The 22,629-nt window shown below is 43.2% G+C and carries 17 protein-coding genes; all 17 read left to right on the forward strand.

The features are described 5' to 3' along the window. The first annotated feature begins 1,314 nt into the window (after positions 1-1,314). The 17 genes from tssJ to MHN30_RS09125 all read left to right on the forward strand — a co-directional run bounded on the left by tssJ (position 1,315) and on the right by MHN30_RS09125 (position 22,617). On the forward strand, positions 1,315-1,746 hold the full coding sequence (gene tssJ / locus MHN30_RS09045) for a type VI secretion system lipoprotein TssJ (RefSeq protein WP_010377046.1): 432 nt from the start codon (positions 1,315-1,317) through the stop codon (positions 1,744-1,746). Next, positions 1,746-3,086: a type VI secretion system baseplate subunit TssK gene (gene tssK / locus MHN30_RS09050; RefSeq protein ID WP_239359301.1), complete on the forward strand. Its 1,341-nt coding sequence runs from the start codon at positions 1,746-1,748 to the stop codon at positions 3,084-3,086. The genes tssJ and tssK overlap by 1 nt, the downstream gene beginning before the upstream one ends. 16 nt (positions 3,087-3,102) lie before the next feature. Then, entirely contained in the window at positions 3,103-3,825 is a 723-nt protein-coding gene (gene icmH, locus MHN30_RS09055; RefSeq protein WP_010377048.1) for a type IVB secretion system protein IcmH/DotU, read from the forward strand. Positions 3,826-3,829: 4 nt separating this feature from the next. Then, entirely contained in the window at positions 3,830-7,540 is a 3,711-nt protein-coding gene (gene tssM / locus MHN30_RS09060) for a type VI secretion system membrane subunit TssM (RefSeq protein ID WP_045963367.1), read from the forward strand. A 7-nt stretch (positions 7,541-7,547) separates the two neighbouring features. Beyond that, positions 7,548-8,540 carry a type VI secretion system-associated protein TagF gene (tagF, locus tag MHN30_RS09065; RefSeq protein WP_239359304.1) on the forward strand — a complete coding sequence of 331 codons (993 nt, stop codon included), beginning with the start codon at positions 7,548-7,550 and terminating at the stop codon, positions 8,538-8,540. Then, complete coding sequence (locus MHN30_RS09070; RefSeq protein ID WP_239359306.1) at positions 8,537-10,120, forward strand: TssA family type VI secretion system protein; 1,584 nt, start codon at positions 8,537-8,539, stop codon at positions 10,118-10,120. The genes tagF and MHN30_RS09070 overlap by 4 nt, the downstream gene beginning before the upstream one ends. Before the next feature lie 58 nt (positions 10,121-10,178). Further along, positions 10,179-10,697 (forward strand): type VI secretion system contractile sheath small subunit, encoded by a 519-nt coding sequence (gene tssB, locus MHN30_RS09075; RefSeq protein ID WP_039495804.1) that lies wholly within the window; start codon positions 10,179-10,181, stop codon positions 10,695-10,697. A 12-nt stretch (positions 10,698-10,709) separates the two neighbouring features. Then, positions 10,710-12,236 carry a type VI secretion system contractile sheath large subunit gene (tssC, locus tag MHN30_RS09080; RefSeq protein WP_010377056.1) on the forward strand — a complete coding sequence of 509 codons (1,527 nt, stop codon included), beginning with the start codon at positions 10,710-10,712 and terminating at the stop codon, positions 12,234-12,236. Positions 12,237-12,488: 252 nt separating this feature from the next. Then, positions 12,489-12,884 (forward strand): hypothetical protein, encoded by a 396-nt coding sequence (locus tag MHN30_RS09085; RefSeq protein ID WP_130164035.1) that lies wholly within the window; start codon positions 12,489-12,491, stop codon positions 12,882-12,884. 185 nt (positions 12,885-13,069) lie between these two features. Continuing rightward, positions 13,070-13,576, forward strand: coding sequence for a hypothetical protein (locus MHN30_RS09090; RefSeq protein WP_239359308.1), 507 nt, complete (start codon positions 13,070-13,072; stop codon positions 13,574-13,576). 165 nt (positions 13,577-13,741) lie between these two features. Then, positions 13,742-14,227, forward strand: coding sequence for an Hcp family type VI secretion system effector (locus tag MHN30_RS09095; protein ID WP_010377064.1), 486 nt, complete (start codon positions 13,742-13,744; stop codon positions 14,225-14,227). A gap of 78 nt (positions 14,228-14,305) precedes the next feature. Then, on the forward strand, positions 14,306-14,707 hold the full coding sequence (tssE, locus tag MHN30_RS09100; RefSeq protein ID WP_130164036.1) for a type VI secretion system baseplate subunit TssE: 402 nt from the start codon (positions 14,306-14,308) through the stop codon (positions 14,705-14,707). Then, a complete protein-coding gene (gene tssF, locus MHN30_RS09105) occupies positions 14,707-16,431 on the forward strand; it encodes a type VI secretion system baseplate subunit TssF (protein WP_039495808.1) in 1,725 nt (574 codons plus the stop codon). Before tssE ends, tssF begins: the two co-directional genes overlap by 1 nt. Continuing rightward, a complete protein-coding gene (tssG, locus tag MHN30_RS09110) occupies positions 16,432-17,397 on the forward strand; it encodes a type VI secretion system baseplate subunit TssG (RefSeq protein WP_239359309.1) in 966 nt (321 codons plus the stop codon). Between the two features lie 28 nt (positions 17,398-17,425). Continuing rightward, positions 17,426-20,113 (forward strand): type VI secretion system ATPase TssH, encoded by a 2,688-nt coding sequence (gene tssH, locus MHN30_RS09115; RefSeq protein WP_130164037.1) that lies wholly within the window; start codon positions 17,426-17,428, stop codon positions 20,111-20,113. A gap of 26 nt (positions 20,114-20,139) precedes the next feature. Further along, a complete protein-coding gene (gene tssI / locus MHN30_RS09120; RefSeq protein ID WP_130164038.1) occupies positions 20,140-22,179 on the forward strand; it encodes a type VI secretion system tip protein TssI/VgrG in 2,040 nt (679 codons plus the stop codon). Positions 22,180-22,194: 15 nt separating this feature from the next. Continuing rightward, positions 22,195-22,617 carry a hypothetical protein gene (locus MHN30_RS09125; protein ID WP_130164039.1) on the forward strand — a complete coding sequence of 141 codons (423 nt, stop codon included), beginning with the start codon at positions 22,195-22,197 and terminating at the stop codon, positions 22,615-22,617. Positions 22,618-22,629 lie beyond the last annotated feature (12 nt).

Below are 22,629 nucleotides of genomic sequence, written 5' to 3' on the forward strand. Positions count from 1 at the left end.
ATATTGAGCGGACATTAAATGCCAGACCGAGAAAGTGTTTAGGATATAAACAGCCTGCTGTAGTATTCAATGAATTACGTAAAGCAGCTTAATTTAGCGAGTGGTGCACTTCGGAGTTGAATTCGCGTGTCGCTTTAAAGAAACATTTCATAAAGTGTCCGGCTCAATTACCCTCCGGAATCACTATTGACTCAATAAAATCATGGCATTCAAACTAATAAATTAACCCGTACTTTGCCAAGAGTCGGGTGAACAAAAGTGCCGTCGTTCCTGGTGCTTGCTTCCTGGCGCTTGTAAGCACCGCGCTCGCGTGGGTAAATCGCCATTTTATACGGTCTTGTGAATAGCTAACTTTTAAAATAAGGGAACTGATCAAAGATTGTACATTGGTTTTTACAAAAACTTGGCTTTTCTCTGTTTGTTTACGTAGTTCAGTCCTTGGCTTTGAGGTGAATTGATAAGAATAACTGTGCTCAGAGGTCATCCTCGTACGAATTTCAAAAAGGGGATCCTTGAAAAAAGTGCTTATTTGAACTGGGTTGATTGTTTCAAAAGTCACATTATTCCCAGCCAAAAGTTTGTAAGAAAAATAGGAACCTGATCCTAAAGTGCTATGGTGAACAAAAGCTTCATTTATACAAGTGCTTAGTTCAAAACTAACGACCTTAGTACTTTGGCTTATGCCGTAAATGGTCATCCTTGTGTGCATGATATTTAACCTTAGTTGATTTAAAAACTCACACAACAATCCACAAAGCTTGGTTAATGTAGTGTAAACATGAACTTTTGATGTAATTATCTGTTATTAAATTAATTCATATAATAATAGAGGTTATTACATGGGTTGAGTTAAATGCAAGTGTGTTTTTTATAACTTGATAATATTAATTTGATATTAAGGTTGATCTAGAAAATTCGTTTGTGTATCGTATGCGCCGTTCGAGAATGTACATCAAAAGTCCAGATGTTTAGTGTGGTTTTTGTTTTCAGGGAAGTGTCTATCTCAACAAGTTGTAAGAAAGCTTAATGCAAACTGAATTGCTCACTAAGCTTCATGACTTCCTCTCTGAATGCCTAAAAAAAGGTAAAACCTACAAAAAACAATGACTTAAATATTTTTTAAGAAGATTTCCGAATGTTAACTTAGTATTCAGTTACAAACTGCATACTTGTGTTCTGTAATTTCTTGTTAAATAGTTAAATCAAATGTATTTTTACTATTGTACTGGAAATTAAAAAGATTAATTGTTTCCAATAATCTAATTTGGATGTCTTATAATTGAGGCGGATATGGCTAGGAATGCTTTATTTATAATGGTTTTGTTTTTGACTGGTTGTATGTCTACTTACGTTAAGTTAGACGTAACTGCTACTGATAACATAAATTTAAACCAGTTTAACGAGCCACTACCTGTGGTATTAAAAGTATATCAACTTACTGATATTCAAGCGTTTAAAAATTCTACATTTGAACAGCTTTGGAAGTCAGATAAATCAATTCTGGCTAACACCTTAGTTACGGTGGAAGAACGCACCGTAAACCCCTCAGATCGTATAAAAATCGAGTTTGAACAAGCTGAATCTGCAAAGTACGTAGCTTTTGTTGCGCTATTTAGAGATAGAACGGGTGGTAACTGGCGCGCATTTTATGACTTAAATGATTGGCCTGTGCCTTTATCTACTTCTCTAGATATTGAAATTACAAGTAACTCGCTTCGCTTACCTGAAGTAGAGGAGGACAAGTAATGCAGCACAACAACGTATACAAACCTGTTTGGGCTGAAGGTTTAATGCTCAGTCAGCAGCACTTACAACTGTTCGATCAATACCAGCAATCTCAACTAGCTGGTGTACAGCAAAGTCTTAGAGACAATGCATATGGTTTAGACCGCATTGTATTCGACGAATCGGCATTAGCCAAAGGTGTAGTCAAACTGCAAAGTATTGCAGCAATCTTCAAAAGTGGTCGTCATATACATCATGTTTTTGCTGACAACGAAGCTCCTATGTTTGAGCTTGAAGATAACAAAAGCGAATACATCATTAGTGTGGCGCTCGCTAACAATCATTCAGTAAGTAATATCCAAGGTTACCCACAAACTGGGCAACTTAGTGCTTATGACTGTGATTTTGTTGAGCTTCAAGATGCACATGATCCAAACCGAAAAGCAGAAGTGATGGTTGCTAAGCCTAAACTTATGCTGGTTGAGTTCAGCGCAAGTAACAGTTTTATCGAGCAATTGCCTTGCATAAAAGTTATACGTGGTGAGCATGGGCAGTTCGAAATTGACTCAAGCTATATTCCTCCATTGCTAAATATCAAAGCCCATGGCTATTTAGCCGAGCGTGTAAATAAACTCGTCAATATGGTTGAAGCTAAGTACACCGCGATGTTTACCAATCGTGCGAGTATGGGGATCGTGGAGGATTTTGGTCCAACAGAACTCAAACACTTTTTGTTATTACAAACATTTAGCTCTGTTTTTCCTGAGATTAAGCAGTTAAGTACCACAGCCAAAACTAGTCCTGATGCGCTGTTCATGGCACTAAATAAACTGATCTGCCAACTGATAAATTTCGAACCAGAAGCGAGTAAATTTGAGTTACCAGTTTATGACCATCAAGACTTAACGCGCAGCTTTGGTTTAATCGAATCTCATATTCAAACCCTTATTGGTTCGATAAGCGCAGCACGCTCGTCTGATCTAGTACTCAGTGCAATCTCTCAGTCTATCTTTGAGGTTAAAGACATAGAAAGCAGTACCTTGACACGGGGTGAACTATACATTGCGGCTTTCTATGAAAACGAATCTACGCAATGGATCGAGTTGTTTGCAGAGCAGGTTAAGCTGGCAGCGCCAAGTCAGCTAGAAATATTAATCGCTTCAGCGCTTGGTGGTGTGAAGTTAACACATTGCCAGCGTCCACCGAATAGAGTGTCTGTTAAAGGTGGATATGAGTATTTTAAAGTTGAACCTCATAGTGCTGCTTGGGAACAAGTTGTACAGGAATTAGCGTTAAGAATCTTTGTGCCATTTAGCCTTCAAGGCGTGAAACTTGAAGTGGTTTCAGTGGCGAGTAAATAGTTAGTAGGTAAAGGTCATGGAAGCGTCAAAAAATAAATCTGAACTAGTCGCCTGCATTTCTCCGGTACTTGAAGTGCTTACTTCAATTCGCCAGGGCGGGGCAGATCATCAAGGAGTTGATGGTCTACGCAGTAAAGTCATGGATGCTTTTGATGAATATGAAAAGAGCTGTTATGACGCACGGATCAGTGCGTCGGAAATGCAGGAAGCCAAATTTGCATTAACCGCTTTGGTCGACGAGCAAATCATGACGGCACAGAAGCCGTACAGTATGGAGTGGATGGCGCGACCTTTACAATTAGAATTATTTGGCAACATGCGTGCGGGAGAAGCTTTTTTTGAAAAGCTTGAGAATATCCGTCGTGCAGCAGCGCAGCAACGCACGGTTTTGGAAGTCTATTTTGTATGTTTACAACTGGGTTTCGAGGGGATCTATAAGATCAAAGGGGTAGAGCAACTCAAAGCGTTGATGTTGGATGTTAGAGCGCAATTAGAAGAGCTTGCTGGACCTGCAAAATTACAGCTTTCTGATAATGCAAAACCGCAAGAAAGTATGGTCACTAAAGTAGGAAGAAACCTACCTTATTGGGTTATTTTATCAGTAACGCTTGCTTTACTCGCCAGTATGTATGTTGGTTCAACGTATTTCATTGAGAATCGCGCGAACCAGCAAGTCGTGCAAATTGATAAGCATATTGAAGTACTAACGCAGTTAGAGAAAACAGGGAAAGCGAGGTAACATCATGTCAGGAGTAAATCGTAGTGGACTAGTGCATCTAGTCTTAGGATTTTTGTCATCTCGTGCGACGGCTCATTGGGTCGGCATATTCGCAATTTTGACGCTAATTTGGTTTGCTGGTCGGTTTATTGGCCTTGAAGATCAAAATCATCGTTTAATGGTGATGGGTGCGGTATTTGGTCTGTTTTGTCTTACTTTATTAGTTCGATGGTTGTGGGTGAAGCGCTCTGGTGACAAGTTAGCGAAAGAAATTGCCAATAATCATGCGGGGACAGAAGCCGAAGTCGAAGAAATTAAAGCCAAAATGGAAGAAGCGCTGTCTGCATTAAAAGCTTCTCATTTAGGCGCTGGCTATCGTGGTAATGCTGCGTTGTATGCATTGCCTTGGTATATGATCATTGGTCCGTCGGCTGCGGGTAAAAGTACGTTATTTGCAAACTCTGGGCTGCATTTCCCTTATTCAAAATCTAATCAACTGCATATTCAAGGTTTTGGTGGCACACGTAATTGTGACTGGTGGTTTTCAGATCAAGCTGTTTTGATTGATACTGCAGGTCGTTATACCACTGAAGAGTCAGATAATGATCAATGGTTGTCATTCTTAAAGCTGTTACGTAAATACCGCTCTAAACAGCCAATCAATGGGGTGATGGTTGCGATTAGTGTTGCCGACATCTTGACCTCAGACAGCGAACAGATCCGCGACCATGTTAAACAGATCCGCGCTCGTATTGATGAGTTAATTAACCAACTTGGACTTATCTTTCCAGTATACGTGGTGTTTACCAAATGTGATTTGATCAGCGGCTTTGAGCCTTTCTTTAATGAATTAAGTGAAGATGAGCGTAAGCAACCTTGGGGGGCGTATTTACTTGAGGAAGATGGCACTAATACCGGTGAAGTGGCGAGCGAGAACTTTTCAAAACATCTAACCGGCCTGTATGAGCGCTTGTGTGATCAGCGCCTAGTTAAAATGACGCGTGAGCGTAATGCTCAACGGAAACAACTTATTTATGATTTTCCTAATCAGTTCAAAGCGGCGTCAGCTAAAGTTGAAGAGTTTATTGACACATTATTTAAAGAAAACCCGTACCAGGAAGTACCGTGGTTTGCTGGTGTGTATTTTACCTCTGGTACACAAGAAGGTACGCCTATTGAGCGCAGCGCAACGAGCAAACTATCTACGTTTAGATCAGTATTGTTTGAGTATCGCCAAGAAAGTATAACGTCAGCATTCTTTATCAACCAAGTATTCAAAGATGTATTGTTTAAATTGCAAGATCTCACTCGGGGTAACCGTAAAAAGCGCCGCGTACAAAAATGGCTCAAAGGCTTTGCAGTATGCTTGTGTGTGACGTCGGTATTTGCACTTGCGGGCTTGCTGGTTAACTCTTATACCCACAATCAGCAGCTTTTAACAACCAGTGATAAATTAACGACTGCTGTTGTTAATACACGAGTTGAAAACCAGCCATTGGCGGAGCAATTTAACTCAACTTTGTCTCTTTTTGCACACTATCAAGAGCTGATCGGATATGAGAAAAAGCTGCCTTGGTATTTCTTACTTGGTGTTTACAGTGCTGACAACACCATAAAGCCAATAGAGCAGGTATTACGTCAGCGTGTACAAGCGCTCATTGGTGAACCAAGTTCGGAGCTTGTGCAACAAGCGCTTTTTGAAAGCCACCAAAACTGGATTGCGCTGCTAAGTACAGAAGAGCAGGTTGCTAAACGTATCGAGCCAAAACTACGTGATAAGTACTATCAGGCACTAAAGCTGCAGCTTATGATGAGTAACGAGTTTGAACGTTTAAATAAAGACTATGCCAAGTCCGAATTATTAGACTACACGGCGGATCGCTTAGAGCTAACGCTAAACGAAGACACGCAAGCATTAACAGAGCAACTGTCAGGACTAATCGATTTTTACTTAGCCCAATTAGCGGTTGAGCCTGCACCACAGCAGCTTGCAATTTGGCAGAATAATGATTTCTTGGTGAGTCAGGCGCGTTCAGACTTAATGAGTGCACCAGAACCGACCGCGTTATATGAGCAGATCAAAGCAAAAGTAACGGTATCAAAAGCAGCACTAACGCTTGATCAAATGATGCAGCAAAACAACAAAACCTTTTTGCAGTCTAAGATCAGCATTCCATACGTTTACACCAAAGAAGCATGGGAAAACGAAGTGTACGACGCCATCAAGGTCATTGCGAGCAAAGCATTCTCTGGCGACTGGGTGATGGGCACAGACAACGCAGAAAGCCAAGGCTCTGTTGATGAAGCAAAAGCAAGCGCTTTGGTCAAATCAATCCGCGCGCTGTATTTCAGAGACTATGCCAATGTGTGGTTTGAGTTTTTAAACTCGGTGGAAATAAGCCCATTTAATACGAGCAACGCGGCAAGTTTAACGCTGGCTCAGTTGTCATCACCAGAAGGTCCGTTGGTCGATTTAATGGCGTCAATCGACGACAACGTGAATCTAATTGATTCGCCAAACAAAACGGTAGAAACAGAGAAGTTAACCGAGCAGGCAAATGCATTACTTGCAAAGTCTAAAAACAGCAAGGTTAAAGGTGCAAAGATAGAAGCCGCTGCGAGAAAGCGTGTACCTGAACTGTCGAGCCGCTTTGCAGATCTTCGTCGCTATACGGCAAAAGGAGAAGAGAACGCTCGCTCTGATTACCTAGAGCAATATCTCGGTGCTTTGAGTGCATTTCATTCAGACATCAAAACGATCGCGGCGAGTAACAATGATGACTATATGGCGATGTCATTTACTCAAACGTTGTTAAACGGTGATAGCAAAAACCATGCGCTGCAAAGTGCATGGGTGGTGGTAGAAAGCCAAGTAAGAGCGCTTGACCCAGATACTAAGCAAGCACTTGAAAAACTACTAAAAGCACCACTTTTAGCGAGTGTACAAACGGTAATGAACGAAGCGAAAGTACAGCTTAATGAGCGTTGGTCTAATCAAGTATTCTTAACATACAAAGAAAATATCCGTGGTAAATATCCGTTCAATATCGACGGGCCAGATGCTGCAGTTGAGGATATTAGTGAACTACTGAACCAAGAGTCAGGTGTGTTCTGGCAATTTATGGCTGAGAATCTATCTCCCTACCTTCGTTTAAAACGTGGTGAGTGGGTAGAGAAAACGTGGAATGGTATTGGCATCGGCTTTAAGCCTGGGGTACTAGACAAGCTAACTAAGGCGAGAAAGGTTACGCGTTCGCTATTTCCTAGAGATGGTTCTGAAGTAGGGATTAGCTTCCAAATGATGCCTGTGGCACAAAAGGGATTAAAAGAAACTTATATCGGCTTTAGTGACCAAAATTACCGTTATAGAAACGAACCTGAAGAGTGGCGTCGTTTTAACTGGCCTGCACGTGCGGGTACTGAAAAAGCAGTGGTATATGGTTTAGACAGTGAAGGCCGCAGAATCGAAATCGAAAAGTCAGGGCCTTGGGCATTCCTAAAAGTATTGAATGAAGCGAATGTACAGTGGGTTCGTGGTACTGAATTTATGGCAACGTGGCAATTACAAAGAGAAGCAGAGGCTAGTGTTGAACCAATCCAAGTTCAAGTTGCACTTAAGTCGAGCAGAAACAGTGGCATATTCAGCAAATATTTTATGACATCATTTGCGCTACCAGAGTCTTTGTTTGATACCAAAGTAAGTGTGGCTTCCAATGAAAACTTGGCGTTGAGGTAGCACAGGCATGTTCGGTTTTTTTAATAATAAGAAAGTCGCCAAGGTGCCAACGACTCAACCATTTGGATTTATGGGTAAGAACCCAATTCAAGCGGACTTTATTAAGTTTAACGTTGACTCAAGAGAAGCGATAGCGCTTGAACGCTGGCTTCAAGAAGGTTACGCAGACATGAGCCGACAGGCGTTGATAAAAGATGCCGCTTCTCAAAAAGAGCAGTCAACGCTATTTTTTATCGCCTCAGGTCAAGACGAAAACTGTTTACTAGGCACACTACAGCCAAGCGAAGATAAAAGTGGAAGACAATACCCATTTTGCTCATTTGTATTATCGAGTAATGCGGACTACAAACAAAACCCTGCATTTCTATTTAGCGAATGTGGTAGTGCGTTTAAATCATTAGGTTTAAACCATGAGCTGATCAGAAACTGCAGTAGTGTTGAGCAAATGCGCCATAGCGCACAGGAGCTTAAGCAGGTAAGTGAGCTGGTTTCGCAACCGATTGATTTTGATAAGGCAATGTCTTCACTACGAGCTTCACCGATACAGCGTGTATGGGATGCGCTTGAACTAGAAGATCTTGACCAGCGAGCACAATTAATCAGCCAAGTGATGTCGGCGCTTAAAATGATAAAAACCCAAGGCTGTTTGCGTTGTCAGTTCGGGTTGAAGTTACCGATGCCACAAGTGGGTGAAGATACCCAGTTGTTAGGTGCATTTTGGCTGCATCTAATCACCAATATGGTGGCCGATCATCACTGGCAGCCTTGGTGTTTTTATAACTATGGTCAATTGAGCCAGAAAGCTTCGCTGGTGGTGTATTGCAGACCTATGCCGGCCTCGTATTTTGCGTCAGTTTGGCTTGAGCACAATAGCTTGTCGACGACCATTAATCTAACAGGGACTTTGCCACAACATCCGGTGACACCGCATATGTATGAATTGGCAAAAGCATCAAATATGAGTGTTTTCGATGCGCTAAGAAGTTGGAGTAAGTTATGAGTCAACCACATAAGTATCAGAGCTGGCAGCAGTGGCGTGAAAATTTATTAGCGCCTCTAGGCGGCATGCCGTGCGGTGACGATTTAAAATACGAAGAGTCATTTAAATTACTAAAAGCCTCTTCGTCAGGTGTTGCTGAGCCAGATTTCAAAGCTAACTTTATTTTGGCATCAGAGCTGTTAGAAAAGCAGACCAAAGATATTCGCATTGCGTCGTATCTAGCGTTGGCCGCTACGAATGAGTTTGGGCTCGAAGGTTTGATCCACTCGTTAGATTTGTTTAATCAGCTTTTGCAACAATATCAGGCGCAGATCCACCCAGTGAAAGAACGTGCGAGAGCATCGGTTCATACTTGGTTCTTACAACAACAACAGCGCTTACTTGGTGTTGCGACAGCGCACAGTGCGACAATGCCGGAGCAGTGGCCAGAGTTAAAGCGCGTACTTGAACAGTATGCAACAGAATCCGTGGCAATACTTGATGCAGACTCAGGTCCGCTTGCTGATTTAAAACACTGGTGTGAGCAAGGTTTGATTTCGCAACCAGTTCCTGTACAACCTGTTGCGACGGTACAAGAGGCTGTCGAAAAGCATGAGGTGGTCACAGCTGAGCAGCCTCAAGTACAGCAAGCTGTAGCGGCGACTTCACAGCCTACAGCTGTTGCTTCAAAGCCAGTTTCTACACTCGCTATTACCGTGGAAGCACCGCAGTCAGACTCGGCTTATACAGAGCAAGTTCGCAAACTATTGGCGTATGATAAAGAGTGCCAAAACTGGATGCGGGCAATTCGGTTGGCACGTGCAGTGAGGTGGGGGGCGCTTGCATTACCACCGCACGATAATGAATTAAAAACGCGCTTACCAGCCCCAAGGCAAGCAGCTTTTGTGCCTATTGAAAACGCCTTAGCCGCACAAAACTTTGCTCAGGCGTTAGAAAAGGCAGAAGCCTTATTTATGGAAGGGGCGATGCATTTTAACCTTAATTTACAAAGGCTAACCATCGCTGCACTTGAAGGGCTCAAGTTATTTAAAGAAGCACAGTGGATCGATTTAGAACTCGCCGCAATCGCTGATCAATACCCAACGCTGCTCAGCCTTAAATATGAAGACGGAAGTGAGTTTTGCTCAGCAGCAAATCGCGAGCGAATTGGCGAACATAAATTACTAAGCCAAGGTGACGGTGCGAGCACAGACGATAATCAGAAGATTTGGTTAGATAAATTTAAAGAAGCGCAGGCGCTTGTTGACCAAAATAAACTTTCGCAAGCACTGCAGCTAATGGAAGGGTTTGCACAAGATAAGTTCGATTTTGCAAAGCAAAAATTATATCAAGCACGTTTATTGATGCGCAGTGAACGCGCTGATCTTGCCTATCCAATGTTTGAGCAGCTACTTAAAGACATTGAACAGTACCGGCTGGATTTATGGCACGAGTCGTTTGCTCTAGAGGTTTGGCGTTATGCTAAGCAATGCAATGAAGCAGTATCCTTGGAGCAAGGGGATGAATTTGACCTACGAGCAACCGCGATAAAGCAGCAGATGCTCGTAACCAAAGTAAGCTCAGCGATTGACTGGGTTTGATTGTTAACCGCTGGGCTTGTAACGGCAGGCGCAACGACTGATTAAATAAGGAAAGACTATGTCTGATACGTTTCAAAAAGAGATCCCAAGAGCGCGGATTAATATAGCGCTTGAGCTGGAAACCGAAGGTGCAACGCAAAAGAGTGAACTACCGATGAAAGTTTTGGTTGTGGGTGATTATTCCAACGGCCAAAACGACAGTGACCTCGCTGAGCGAGAGCGCATTGCTATTAATAAAAATAATTTAGAGCAAGTGCTAAAAGACATGTCACCAAAGGCAAAGTTTCAAGTATCGAACAAAATCGCAGGTGATGGTGAAATCGGTATTAACCTAACGTTCGATGATTTTAAGTCATTCGATCCTGAGCAAGTCGCAGCGCAAGTGCCAGAGCTTAACAAGATGATGTCGATGCGTAACCTATTGCGTGATCTGAAATCTAACTTGCTTGATAACTCAACGCTGAGAAAAGAGCTTGAGCGCATTTTGCAGAACAAACCAGAGCTTGATGAGTTAAAAGCACGCCTAAACGAGTTAGCGCCGCTTTTGTCTGAGCAAGAAAAACAACCGCAAGAGTAAGGACACAAACCGATGAATATGCAAGAAACGTTAAACGTTGAAGCGCGCAAAGAAGAGACTTTGACAGCTTCAGCTTACGAAACAATCTGTAATCTTGTGTCTATCGAGCCGGTTTCAAGCGAAATCAGCATTGATAACTTCCGTGATGCTAATAACCTTGCGGAGACCGACACCAATGAGCGCCTAACAGCCGCTATCAATGTCTTTTTAGACATGGCCACTAATGACAGCAAAGAAGTGTCGCGTATCGACAAGTTATTACTTGATGACTACATCGCTAAAGTCGACAAAATTATTTCTGAACAGCTGGACGAAATTTTACATCACCCGCAGTTTCAAAAAGTAGAGTCGGCGTGGCGTTCACTGCGTTATTTGGTGAATCGTTGTCCAAATAACTCAAACGTAAAGCTTGAGCTACTTGATGTTGATAAAGAAACGCTACGCGATGACTTCGAAGAAGCACCAGATACCACGCAGTCTGCGCTCTATAAGCAAGTGTATACGGCTGAGTATGACACACCAGGGGGCGAGCCAATTTCAACTATGGTGTCAAACTTTGAATTTGATTGTTCAGCGCCGGATGTGTCGTTATTGCAAGAAATTTCAAGGGTGTCTGCAGCAGCACATTGTCCTTTCTTAGGCAGTGTTGGTGCCAAGTTCTTCTTAAAAGATTCGCTTGAAGAAGTATCAAAAATTCAGGATTTGGGCTCTTACATGGAGCGTGCGGAATTTTTACGTTGGAAGAACTTCCGTGAATCAGAAGATGCACGTTACATTGGCTTAGCGTTCCCACGCTTCTTACTGCGTTTACCATACGGTGACTTAAATCCAATTCGCCATTTTAACTATCAAGAAGACGTTAGCAGCGAGCATCACGAACGTTATCTTTGGGGTAACGCGACATTTGCGTTCGCGGCAAATATCGTCCGTAGCTTCCACCAAAATGGTTGGGCAGTAAATATTCGTGGTCCACAATCTGGTGGTCGCGTTGAAAATCTCCCCCTGCATTCTTTTGAGGCAGGCCGTGGTCAAGAAACTAAGATCCCAACGGAAGTACTTATTTCTGAAACCAAAGAGCTTGAGTTTGCAAACCAAGGATTTATCCCTCTGAGCTATTACAAAAACAGTGACTTTGCGTGTTTCTTTTCTGCAAATAGTGCGCAAAAGCCACAAATTTTTGAAACGCCGGAAGCCACCTCTAACTCCCGGATCAATGCAAGATTACCTTACATCTACTTGGTATCACGTATTGCGCACTATATGAAGGTGATCCAACGTGAAAATATCGGTTCAAGCAAACCTCGCCATGAGCTAGAGCAGCAACTGAATGATTGGTTAGGTGCATTAGTTACTAAGATGAATAATCCAGACGAGTCTCTAATTGCTACGCACCCGTTAAAAGATGCCAACGTGACTGTGTCGGAGATCCCAGGTAACCCAGGTTATTACCGTGTGAATACATATGTGGTTCCACATTTCCAAGTGGAAGGTATCGACGTACGCCTCGCACTCGTTGGGCAAATGCCTGGTGAAAAATGAAGGCCACCTGAAGAACCTATGAAGCGTATTTAGGGCAGTGAATGCTGCCCATTATTAAGCATGACATTGAACCTAAATTGTAGAGGTTCAGAAGTATTGGCAAGCGCTTTTGAGATGTTAGTTGAGCTTGCATCTAAAAGTGCAAAAGTAAGAAGTTTCAAACAGGGTTAGGTTGATAAGCGCAATGATGGAAAACGGTTACCAATAAAAAGACCAAGTTTAATATGGTTGCTGGTATTAAATGGTATATTTATGAATATAGAAGCAGACCATATTATTTGGAAATTTATATTTTTAGTGCAGTTTTCTTTAACAGTGTTTTCAATATACGATAGTCAGCTTTTAATCTTGTATGAAATTAGAGTTACGTTTGTAGAAGTTGTTGTTTATATTTTAGATAGTTTGGTTTTGGCAGCAAACTTATTGCTCATATTACAAGTTCGTGTGTTAAGTCGAAGAGCATGGGGTTTGATAGTTTGGGTGTGGTGGTTTGCAAATATATACTCGTTGTTAAACGAATTTTACTTGGGCGGTTATACCTCGTCTGAAATGTTGTTTTTTGGAAATGTAATCTGGATTTTAATTTTATTTTCCTTGCCTGTAGTTAAGTACAGAAGCTTTATAGGAGAACCGATTAAAGCTGAGTAAAGTTAAAACGATATATACTTCCATGACGCACTTTAGTGCATGCGTTAAACGGTGGAAGTGACGTGCGCCTTGAGCTCGTTAGTCAACAACCTAGCGATAGATAAAGGCCGCCGATATAAGTGAATAAACCTATCTAAAGCTGAAATGGTAGCTTTAGACAAGAAGCGATGAGGCAATGGATTGTCATGTTTAAACGAAAAGTATGTAACTGGTTGATGGTACTAAGTACAGTCTTGGTGACTAACTTGTCATATAGCCAGGAGATGACACCAGAGCTCTTTTTCGCAAAAAAGAAATTGCAAGAAGCAACTATCTCTTACACCGCAGCGATGGAAACGTGTTTTGAGTATACTCCACGCGTTCGCCCAAGCGAGCTAGAGATAGACAAACTAGAGATAGAATTAGTCGTAGAGGCAGTAAATCACCTGCATTACGTGGCGCTTAATGATTGTATGCAAGACCATGATGTCAATTTTTTAAAAGCAGTTGAGCACTACAATCAGACGGCGCCAAAGGATGAAGTGATCACAGTAGACAGTTTTGTGACGCTTAGATGGAATGAAGAGCTTAGAGCTGAATTCGAATTTAAACAGTTGCCCAAAGCGGTTCAGCTGCACTTTTTGCAGCTGGATATACTAAAAATGCCATTTGATGTGGCGACGTTAGTGATGGAATTACGTGGTGACTTATAACATGTAGTGAAAGATTGCCCCAAGTTGGCTGCCACCAACTTGGGACATGTTCCCAAATTGGCATAAAGCGTGGCGCTTTGTTTGGGGATCAAACGTGAAAAACACGCGTTTGATCAATGCCTTTAATAATTAGGAAACATCTTATCTTAAAAGGAGAAATTAAAAATGGCAATTCCAGCGTATATGTGGTTAAAGGACGACCAAGGTAACGACGTTAAAGGTTCAGTAACTGTAGCTGAGCGTGAAGGTTCAATTGAGATTTTGCATTTCGATCACGAATTGCGTATCCCAACTGATAACGACACGGGCGAGCTAACAGGTACTCGTAAGCACGAGCCTTTTGTTATCACAAAAGCTGTGGATGCTGCTACTCCGTACATGTACAAAGCGTGTTCAAACGGTCAAACATTAAAGCAACTTGAGCTTAAATGGTACCGTATTGATGACACTGGTACTGAGCGTGAGTACTTCCGCCATACGCTTGAAGACGTGAAAATCACTTCAATCACGCCAACAATGCACAACGTTAAAGATTTGGATAAAGAGCGTTATCCTCACCTTGAAACAGTGCACATGCGTTACAAGCGCATCACTTGGACGTACCTAGACGGTAACATTGAGTTCTCTGACTCATGGACTGAAGGTCGTTAATTTCGAGTGTTGGAGGCCTATTGGCCTCCTTTTCAAGCTTACACTAGTTCGCGCAATGAATAGAGAGCGTATTTTTCTATGGCCTTATTTGATTTGCTAGCTCAGCCATCACGCCAAGCCTATAGCGATAACAATTTATCGCATTTAAGCGACAGCGTATGTAAACACCTAACGCAATTATTGAATGCGCGTAGGGGAGTGCTTGAGCACTTAGGTGATTACGGTTTACCGGATGTGGAAGATCTATATGAAGGGCTACCTTATTCGCAGCAAACACTTGCCAATGAAGTAAAAAGAACCATAGAAAAGTACGAACCAAGAATTACTAACCTCATCGTTCGACCCATCGACATAAAAGAGGAAAACTGTGTGATTCGATTTGAGATAAGAGCGCAATTAAAAACCGGCGAGATAATCAGATTGAATACTAAGTTTGCATCAGGTGGTAAAGCAAACGTCAATACAGGAGGAGCAGACTAATGGATATGCAGCAATATTTTGATGCGCAAATGAGGCTGTTAACACAAGCAGGTAAACAATTTGCTCAGCAGTATCCTGAACATGCCGGCTTTTTAAATATTGACGCGTTAAAGGATAGAGATCCTCATGTTGAGCGCTTGCTCGAAGGAGTCGCTTACTTAACGGCATTTACGCAAAAGCGATTGGACGAGACGCTACCCGAAGTGTCTGAGCAGGTACTCAGACAGATTTGCCCAATATTATTAAATTATTATCCGTCTACGACGGTGCTAGAGTTTGCGCCAAAACTCACCATGCAAGGACTGGTGAGTGTGCCAAAAGGCGCGAAAATCTCTTCCCATAAAAGTGACAACGCCCCTGTGGCTTGTCACTTTACTACCACCGCAGAAACGAAAGTGCTGCCGTTTGAGATCTACTCTGTGGACTATCATGAGATCCACACTGGTGCGACGTTAAACTTGCACCTTAAGCGGTTAGGCCAAGGCAGTTTAGATGATTACGATCTCTCTAAATTGCGGGTGTATTTACGTGGAGACACGCCGCTTTGCGCCAGTCTTTATCAAATGATGAAGAATCCAAACGCAGCGATAGAGGTTGAGACTGGAAAGCTTGGCAGTACGACGCAATATACCTTGAACAAGTCAAAAATTGATGCGGCTTTTCATAAAGACAGCACCGGAATGTTGCCCAATAGCGAACAGAGTCATCCCGCATATGCGTTGCTGCTTGATTACTTTAACTCTCGTGAAAAGTTCTATTTTGTTGAACTAACGGGACTGGATACACTAAATATTGATCCAGACACTAATACCATCAGCATCAAAATAGCCAGTGATATTAAATTACCGCCCGGTAACAAAGTAAATGCGGATAATATCCTGCTTAATTGTGTACCTGCGGTAAATATCTACCCAGTAGATGCCGAGCCTATCCGCGTCAGCGAAAACCAAACCGAATACCAACTACATCCAGTGCAAAATAAACTCGGAGAGAGTTTTTGTTATAGCGTTAAGTCGGTACAAGGTGCAAGCAGTAGCACTGGAGAAGCCATCGACTTTGTTTCTCGGTATAGCACGGTATATGAAGATAACGCCCATTTGTATTCACTGATAAGCCGTGATATTGGCGGGGTATCGCCACAGACGTACATTCAGCTTTCAATGCAAGAAGTGGGTGATATTACTACTTTATCGACTGATCTGTTGGCACATAACGCGGCGTGGCCAAGGCAAACACTGCAAGAGGGTGATATCAATGCACAAAGCGCTGATGTGCCGTCGGTACTTAGCGTTAAAAATGTCGTAAGACCGAGCAAGTTACTTAATTCTCCTGATCAGGCTTTACATTGGCAGCTCATTAGCTTGTTGAATATGCGTTTTTCTCAGCTTGCAGAGCCAACCCAGCTGAAAAAGCTATTGGCGCTGTTTGATTGGTCGGAGCGCTCTGAAAATCGAAACCGTATCGAGAGTATTCAAGGCGCTGAATCTAAACCTATCTCATTGCTACAAAAGGGCGTGTTCGTTAAAGGGATAGAGATCCACTTAACCCTAAACGAAAAGAGCTTTGTTTGCACAGCCGATGCGTATCATTTTTGTGATGTGTTGCATCAGTTCTTTAAATTATATGCGCCAATTAACGAATGTTTAAAAACCAGAGTGACGCTGCTGCCAAGTTACCATGAGTGGGAATGGGACGTGACGGCCGGCGACAGTTATCAGGTGTAAATGATGGAGCAGCAAAACCAACCCATCTGGGCAAAACTGCCAGAGCCGATAGCTAATTTGATGGCCACACCTTGGCGCTTTAGTTTGTACAAGGCGCTAACGCTTATTGAACAGCATTGGGCCAGCAATAACGAGTTACAAAGTGGCCACAGTCATCGCGTTGAAATTGCACCGTATAAAGAACTTGGGTTTCCAGCGTCAGACGTTAGACGCTGTGAATTGCAAGTAAGGCAACGAGGTAAGCTGAGGCTTGAAACGTCATTTCTCGGTTTATATGGCGTTGACGCTGCGATGCCGCACTACTTGTTAGAGCAAGCCGCAGGAGACGAAGAGGTAGGTGCAAGAACACGCGCATTTTTAGATCTTTTTAATCATGTACTGTATTGCCAGCTATTTCAAAGTTGGAAGAAGTCTCAGATTAATCTCGCGGGCATTGGTGCGCAACAATTTGATCAAATAGTTGCTGCAGTATTTGAAAATAACCAGTCGGATAAGAGCAAACTAAACCTCATTAGTGCCAAACAAACCAGTGCAGCTGGGCTTGAGCAAGTATTAAAGCAAGCGCTACAAGACGAAAGCTTAACGATTAAAGATAATATCGTTGAATGGGAAGGTATTACCGAAGCGGGCAAGTTAGGCTCAAAGCAAAGCGGATTTTCATTGGGTGGCAATGGCGTATTGGGCAAACGCGTATTGGTTACGGGCAATCGTATTTGCATTGAGCTTGGTCCAATGGACGAGGCTGAGGCGCAGCTATATGAGCCAGGTGGTGTAAAGGCGAAACGTTTATCACAATTATTAAATTGGCACACCTCAACCAAAATGAATTGGCAACTGTTAGTGCAGATCAATCGCCAAGCGCGCGAGGGCACTCGGTTAGGAGCTGGCAAGCTTGGGATAAGTTGTGCGATAGGTAAAGTTAACGCACGCGTAGAGAAGAAAATATATTCACAATCACAGTTTTAATGCGAACGGGAATAGCAAGGATTAAAAGATGGACGCAACAGGCATAAAGAATCTCATAGACAAACTCAATCATCACAGCGCGACAGCGTTAGAAGCTGCGGCTGGATTCGCAGCGAGTCGAAAGCATTTTGAAGTGCTACCAGAGCATTACTTATTAAAGTTAATGGAAGAGCACAATGACGGCGATGTTGCGAAGATTTTACCTTTCTTCGAAGTTGATCAAGACGCATTGTGGAATAGTGCGCTCGAATTTATCAATCAACAAGATGCTGGTAACCCGAGCAAGCCGGTTTTCTCCCGTCGCCTCTATGAGTGGTTAGAAAAAGCATGGCTCAGCGCAAACATGCGCCATCAAAATGATTGGATCACAGGAGCTGCGCTGATTGACTCGTTCAAAGACATGGCGATATACAGCCCTGCATTTGGACTGGCGCGCGAGTTCGACAAGATTGATACGCACTTCTTAAAGCAGAATTTAAATAAGATCTGTAAAGGCTCGACTGAGCGTCAAGTATTTAGTAAGCCAAATGCTGACAACACGGTGTCGAATAGCCGTTCACAAGGTGAAAGCGCGCTGGAATCATTTTGTGAAGACCTCACTGAAAAAGCACGTTCTGGTGCAATTGACCCGGTTCTTGGGCGCAACGAAGAAATCCGTCTCGCAATTGATGTGTTGTGTCGTCGCCGCAAAAATAATCCAATCTTTGTCGGTGAGCCCGGTGTTGGTAAAACGGCAGTGGTAGAAGGGCTTGCTCAGCGCGTTGTTGAAGGGCAAGTTCCGCCAGAACTCAAAGAAGTTAAGATCTGCGTACTGGATATGGGGCTGCTACAAGCCGGAGCCGGCGTAAAAGGTGAATTTGAGCGTCGTCTTAAACAAGTCATTGATGAAGTAAAGAGTTCAGCGACGCCCGTTATCTTATTTATTGACGAAGCGCATACCTTGATTGGTGCTGGTGGCGACGCTGGCATGGGAGATGCCGCAAACCTACTAAAACCTGCGCTTGCACGTGGAGAAGTAAGAACACTTGCAGCAACGACATGGAGCGAATATAAAAAATATTTTGAGCGCGATGCTGCACTTGAACGCCGTTTTCAATTAATTAAAGTCGATGAGCCAACCGAGCAAGCGGCAAAGCTCATGCTCACGGGGCTGAAAGATAAATACGAAAAGCACCACCAAATTCAAATCACAGACAGTGCAATTGAAGCCGCGGTTACTTTGTCTGCACGATATATCACAGGTAGACAATTACCTGACAAAGCCATTGATGTACTAGATACTGCGGCTGCTATGGTCAGAATGGGACCGGCAACATCGCCTGTGGTGATTGATAAAGCCAAAGAGCAGATCCGTTACTATCAAAGCAGAATTGAACGCTTGGCGATCGAATCAAAGCTTGGGATTGCAGATCAAACCTGTATTCAAAGTCTCACCGATGCGCTTACACAAGCGCAAGAGCAGCTTGCTGAGCTTGAGCAAAGCCGTGAGCTGCAAATTGATACTTATAATGCCTTACACGGTGCGAGTGACGAAGAGAAACCTGCGATTAGACAAGCGCTTGCTGCGTTAAATCAAGATGACAATGCGATTTTCTCCGAAGTGACCAGTGATACGGTAGCGCAAGTGATCGCAAGTTGGACTGGGATCCCTGTAGGTAACATGGTGAAAGACGAGCTGGAGAACTTACTTAAGCTTGAGCAATCACTGGCACAAAGTGTTGTGGGGCAAAATGCTGGATTGACTGCGATTGCACAAACCTTACGGGTAGCAAAAGCGGGTGTATCGGCGTCGTCTGGGCCACTGGGCGTATTCTTATTAGCAGGTCCTTCTGGGGTTGGTAAAACCGAAACTGCAAAACACATAGCCGAACTACTATTTGGTGGCGAGAAGTTCTTAACCACGATAAACATGAGTGAATATCAAGAAGCACACACAGTATCACAACTCAAAGGCTCACCACCGGGTTATGTGGGTTATGGTGAAGGTGGGGTGTTAACCGAAGCTGTGCGCCAACGTCCATATTCTGTGGTGTTACTTGACGAAGTGGAAAAAGCCCACGCAGATGTCATGAATATGTTCTACCAAGTGTTTGAAATGGGTGTAATGCGTGATGGTGAAGGGCGTGAAATCGATTTTAGAAACACGGTTATCATCATGACTTCTAATTTAGGGGCCGAGCAAATCATCAATGCTTGTACACCAGAAACCGAGCAGCAGGCCATGCAGCAAATGGTGGATGGGATCATTCAGCAGGGTGTACCTGAAGACGAAGAAGCACAAGACAATAACGAAGAAGAAACACCGTTTGAGAGACCGAGCTTTCAGCAGCTAGTCAGCTTAATTAAGCCAAACTTGCTCGCGCATTTTGCACCAGCGCTTTTAGCACGGATGCAGGTTGTGCCTTTCTTCCCGCTTGATACTGATGTGTTAAAACATATCGTGGCACTAAAGTTAGAGAAGGTCGCAGCGCGACTTCGTGACAATCACGCTATACAACTGCGCGTAGATCAAACAGCGCTAGATTATCTAGCCGATAAATGCGCTATGTCTGATAGCGGCGCACGATTGGTTAACGCAACAATTGAACAACAAATTTTACCTGGGGTCGCTCGCTCCATTTTGGGCTTTATGAGCGAAGAAGATATGCCAGATCTGCTGACGCTGACACTGGATGAAAATGGTGAAATTGAAGCCGTATTCGCCGACTTAAGTTAACGGTAGATACGAGTAAGGAGACAAAAATGGAAATGTTCGCATCACTTGCCGATAAACTGCCTAAGGCAAACGAGAGTCACTTTGCAATCGAAATTGCGGGGTTGTCTGGGAGTTTATTTAAAGTATTGAGTTTTGAATCACAGAATGACAGCTTATGTAGTGACTATCGCTTCGATATTGAGGTGTTAAGTGAGGAACTAATTGAGCCTGATCTGGTGATTGGTAAAGATGTTACATTTTCCATTACGTGGGCGATGTCTGACAGAACGGTTTCGGGAATTATTACCGAATATGTCTGCCATGGTCGCAGTCATCAGGGCTACGTGTATACCTTATCCTTTCAATCACTTTTGGTGTTGCTCAAGCATCAACGATCTAATCGCGTTTTTACCGACATGTCTGCGGACGCTATCGTTAAAAGCGTGTTAGATAAGGCAGGGTTCCCGTCAGGAAAATTGCAACTGAAGGGATCATCACCTTCCCTTGCCATGACAGTGCAATACGACGAAAGTGACTTTGATTTTGTAACGCGTCTAATGCGCCGCTACGGTTTTGTTTACGGCAGCACAGAGTCAACGGGTAGCCAAGCCAACCTATCGGTATTTGCCAGCAGCAGTGATTTTTCTTCAGAGATGGAAGAGATCACTTTGCCTTATGCATCACCCACCGGACAGGTAAGACCGAGCGAGTCTGTCTTTGCCTTTTCTAAAAAAGCGAGCCTACTAAATAGCGGCTTTAGGCTGTATGACGAAGACTATGAAAAAGGCTGCGCACTGTCTGTGAATAGTAATAATCAAACAGAGGTTGGCGGCTTTGGTGAAGACAGTATATTTGCGGAAAACTTCATGACTGAAGGAGATGGCGACGCGCTTACCAAAGTGCACCAGCAAAGCATTGATTGTCAGCGGAATCTTTTTGTAATCGATACTGACTGTCGAGCGCTTCGTCCGGGTGTCGCTTTAACCATAACCGATCACCTTAATTACAGCGGTCGTTACTTAGTGGTGTCTGTTGCTCATAAAGGTTGCCAAGGCGGTAGCGTTGAATACGGTTCCAAGGTAAAAGGCTTAACCTATAAAAACCAAGCGACGATTATCCCAATTGATGTGCAGTTTAAAGCGCCTGTTATTAAGCGCAAAAAGGTCTTTGCATCTTTTAACGCCACGATTGAACAAGAAGTGGATGACAAAGGGCGCTATAAAGTCAAGCTGCCATTTAACCAAGATGGTGAAGGGGAAGAGAGTAAACCGACTCGGCTTATGCAGCACTATGGTGGGCCTGGTGGGCACGGCATGCACTTTCCTTTAAACAAAGGAACCGAGGTTATGGTGGCGGGCGAAAATGGTGACTTAGACAGGCCTATTATTCTCGGTGCGCTATTTAACGATGAGGCACTAAGCCCAGTAACTATTGAGAATTCCACCGAAAACAAATTGGTGACAAGAGCGGCAAACACTTTGTTGATGGATGACAAACAAGGCGAAGAGAAAATCCAATTGTTCACCAAAGCTCAAGAAAACATACTCGAATTTAATGCCACCGAAGGCAGCGAATTTATCAAGCTTGAAACCAAAAAAGGTTACATCGATATTAAATCGAAAGAAGCGATGACGCTGCAATCACAAGCGAATATTGTGGCACAAGCCGACAAAGAAATAAGCATTCGCGCAGAAGATGCGGTGTATATCCAAAGTATTGAGTCCAATATTGAGATCAATGCCAAAGAAGCGATTCAACTCACTGCAGACACCGACATTAAAATTCAGTCTGCTGACAGCAATATTCAATTTGAAGCGCAGCAATCCATTAATCTTGAGGCCGCGCAAGACATCAGTTACTTCAGTGTTGACGGTAATGTTGAGCTTGCGGCGCAAAATGGTAACTTCACCATCAATGCCGATAGAAACATTTCAATCGTTGGCCAAGGTAGCGGCTCAATTCAGCTTTCTCAAGGCGGCGGCAAAATAGAAATTGATGCGGCAGGTAATATTACCATTGATGCGAACAACTTGAACTTAAGCGCCAGCAACATTTCAGTGTCTGGCTCAGCAATTAGCCATAACTAAGCAGGGAGCAAAGTCATGAAAACCAATGTCATACAATTTCCACCATCGTTGAGTAACATCGTATGGCGTGTATCTGCCATTGATAAATTAGGCAAAGTGTTACGAGTGAAGTGTGACGAATCTAATTTAGAAATGAAGGTTAAAGGTCAACTAGACAGTGTGACACGCGTAAGTATTGACGATGAAGTGTTGCTACATAGCGTGGCAATGCCTATTGTTCTTGGTCGCTTATCGGCTCCGAATGACTTTCCGGCAGCGTCGGTGACAAATAACAACGGTACCGTGGTGTTAAATGGCGAGCAAAAAGTCTGTGTCAAAACCAAAAATGGCAGCATTGCTATTAACGGTAATGGTGAGATACAGCTCGAAGGTAAACTGCTAAACGCCGATATTGAGCAAGATCTCAGCCTCCAAGGCTGGCCAATTCGATTAAATTAAGCTGATACGGTG

It is taken from the genome of Pseudoalteromonas sp. OF7H-1, assembly GCF_022347825.1.
In the GTDB taxonomy this organism is placed as follows: Bacteria; Pseudomonadota; Gammaproteobacteria; order Enterobacterales; family Alteromonadaceae; genus Pseudoalteromonas; species Pseudoalteromonas maricaloris.

What these genes read in the sequence shown, in the direction of transcription:
- tssE (WP_130164036.1), top strand. Translation starts at nt 14,306, where the DNA reads ATGGCCTTATTTGATTTGCTAGCTCAGCCATCACGCCAAGCCTATAGC.
- MHN30_RS09095 (WP_010377064.1), top strand. Translation starts at nt 13,742, where the DNA reads ATGGCAATTCCAGCGTATATGTGGTTAAAGGACGACCAAGGTAACGAC.
- tssJ (WP_010377046.1), top strand. Translation starts at nt 1,315, where the DNA reads ATGGTTTTGTTTTTGACTGGTTGTATGTCTACTTACGTTAAGTTAGAC.
- tssF (WP_039495808.1), top strand. Translation starts at nt 14,707, where the DNA reads ATGGATATGCAGCAATATTTTGATGCGCAAATGAGGCTGTTAACACAA.
- tssG (WP_239359309.1), top strand. Translation starts at nt 16,432, where the DNA reads ATGATGGAGCAGCAAAACCAACCCATCTGGGCAAAACTGCCAGAGCCG.
- MHN30_RS09070 (WP_239359306.1), top strand. Translation starts at nt 8,537, where the DNA reads ATGAGTCAACCACATAAGTATCAGAGCTGGCAGCAGTGGCGTGAAAAT.
- MHN30_RS09090 (WP_239359308.1), top strand. Translation starts at nt 13,070, where the DNA reads ATGTTTAAACGAAAAGTATGTAACTGGTTGATGGTACTAAGTACAGTC.
- tssK (WP_239359301.1), top strand. Translation starts at nt 1,746, where the DNA reads ATGCAGCACAACAACGTATACAAACCTGTTTGGGCTGAAGGTTTAATG.
- tssI (WP_130164038.1), top strand. Translation starts at nt 20,140, where the DNA reads ATGGAAATGTTCGCATCACTTGCCGATAAACTGCCTAAGGCAAACGAG.
- MHN30_RS09125 (WP_130164039.1), top strand. Translation starts at nt 22,195, where the DNA reads ATGAAAACCAATGTCATACAATTTCCACCATCGTTGAGTAACATCGTA.
- tssB (WP_039495804.1), top strand. Translation starts at nt 10,179, where the DNA reads ATGTCTGATACGTTTCAAAAAGAGATCCCAAGAGCGCGGATTAATATA.
- tagF (WP_239359304.1), top strand. Translation starts at nt 7,548, where the DNA reads ATGTTCGGTTTTTTTAATAATAAGAAAGTCGCCAAGGTGCCAACGACT.
- MHN30_RS09085 (WP_130164035.1), top strand. Translation starts at nt 12,489, where the DNA reads ATGAATATAGAAGCAGACCATATTATTTGGAAATTTATATTTTTAGTG.
- tssM (WP_045963367.1), top strand. Translation starts at nt 3,830, where the DNA reads ATGTCAGGAGTAAATCGTAGTGGACTAGTGCATCTAGTCTTAGGATTT.
- tssH (WP_130164037.1), top strand. Translation starts at nt 17,426, where the DNA reads ATGGACGCAACAGGCATAAAGAATCTCATAGACAAACTCAATCATCAC.
- tssC (WP_010377056.1), top strand. Translation starts at nt 10,710, where the DNA reads ATGAATATGCAAGAAACGTTAAACGTTGAAGCGCGCAAAGAAGAGACT.
- icmH (WP_010377048.1), top strand. Translation starts at nt 3,103, where the DNA reads ATGGAAGCGTCAAAAAATAAATCTGAACTAGTCGCCTGCATTTCTCCG.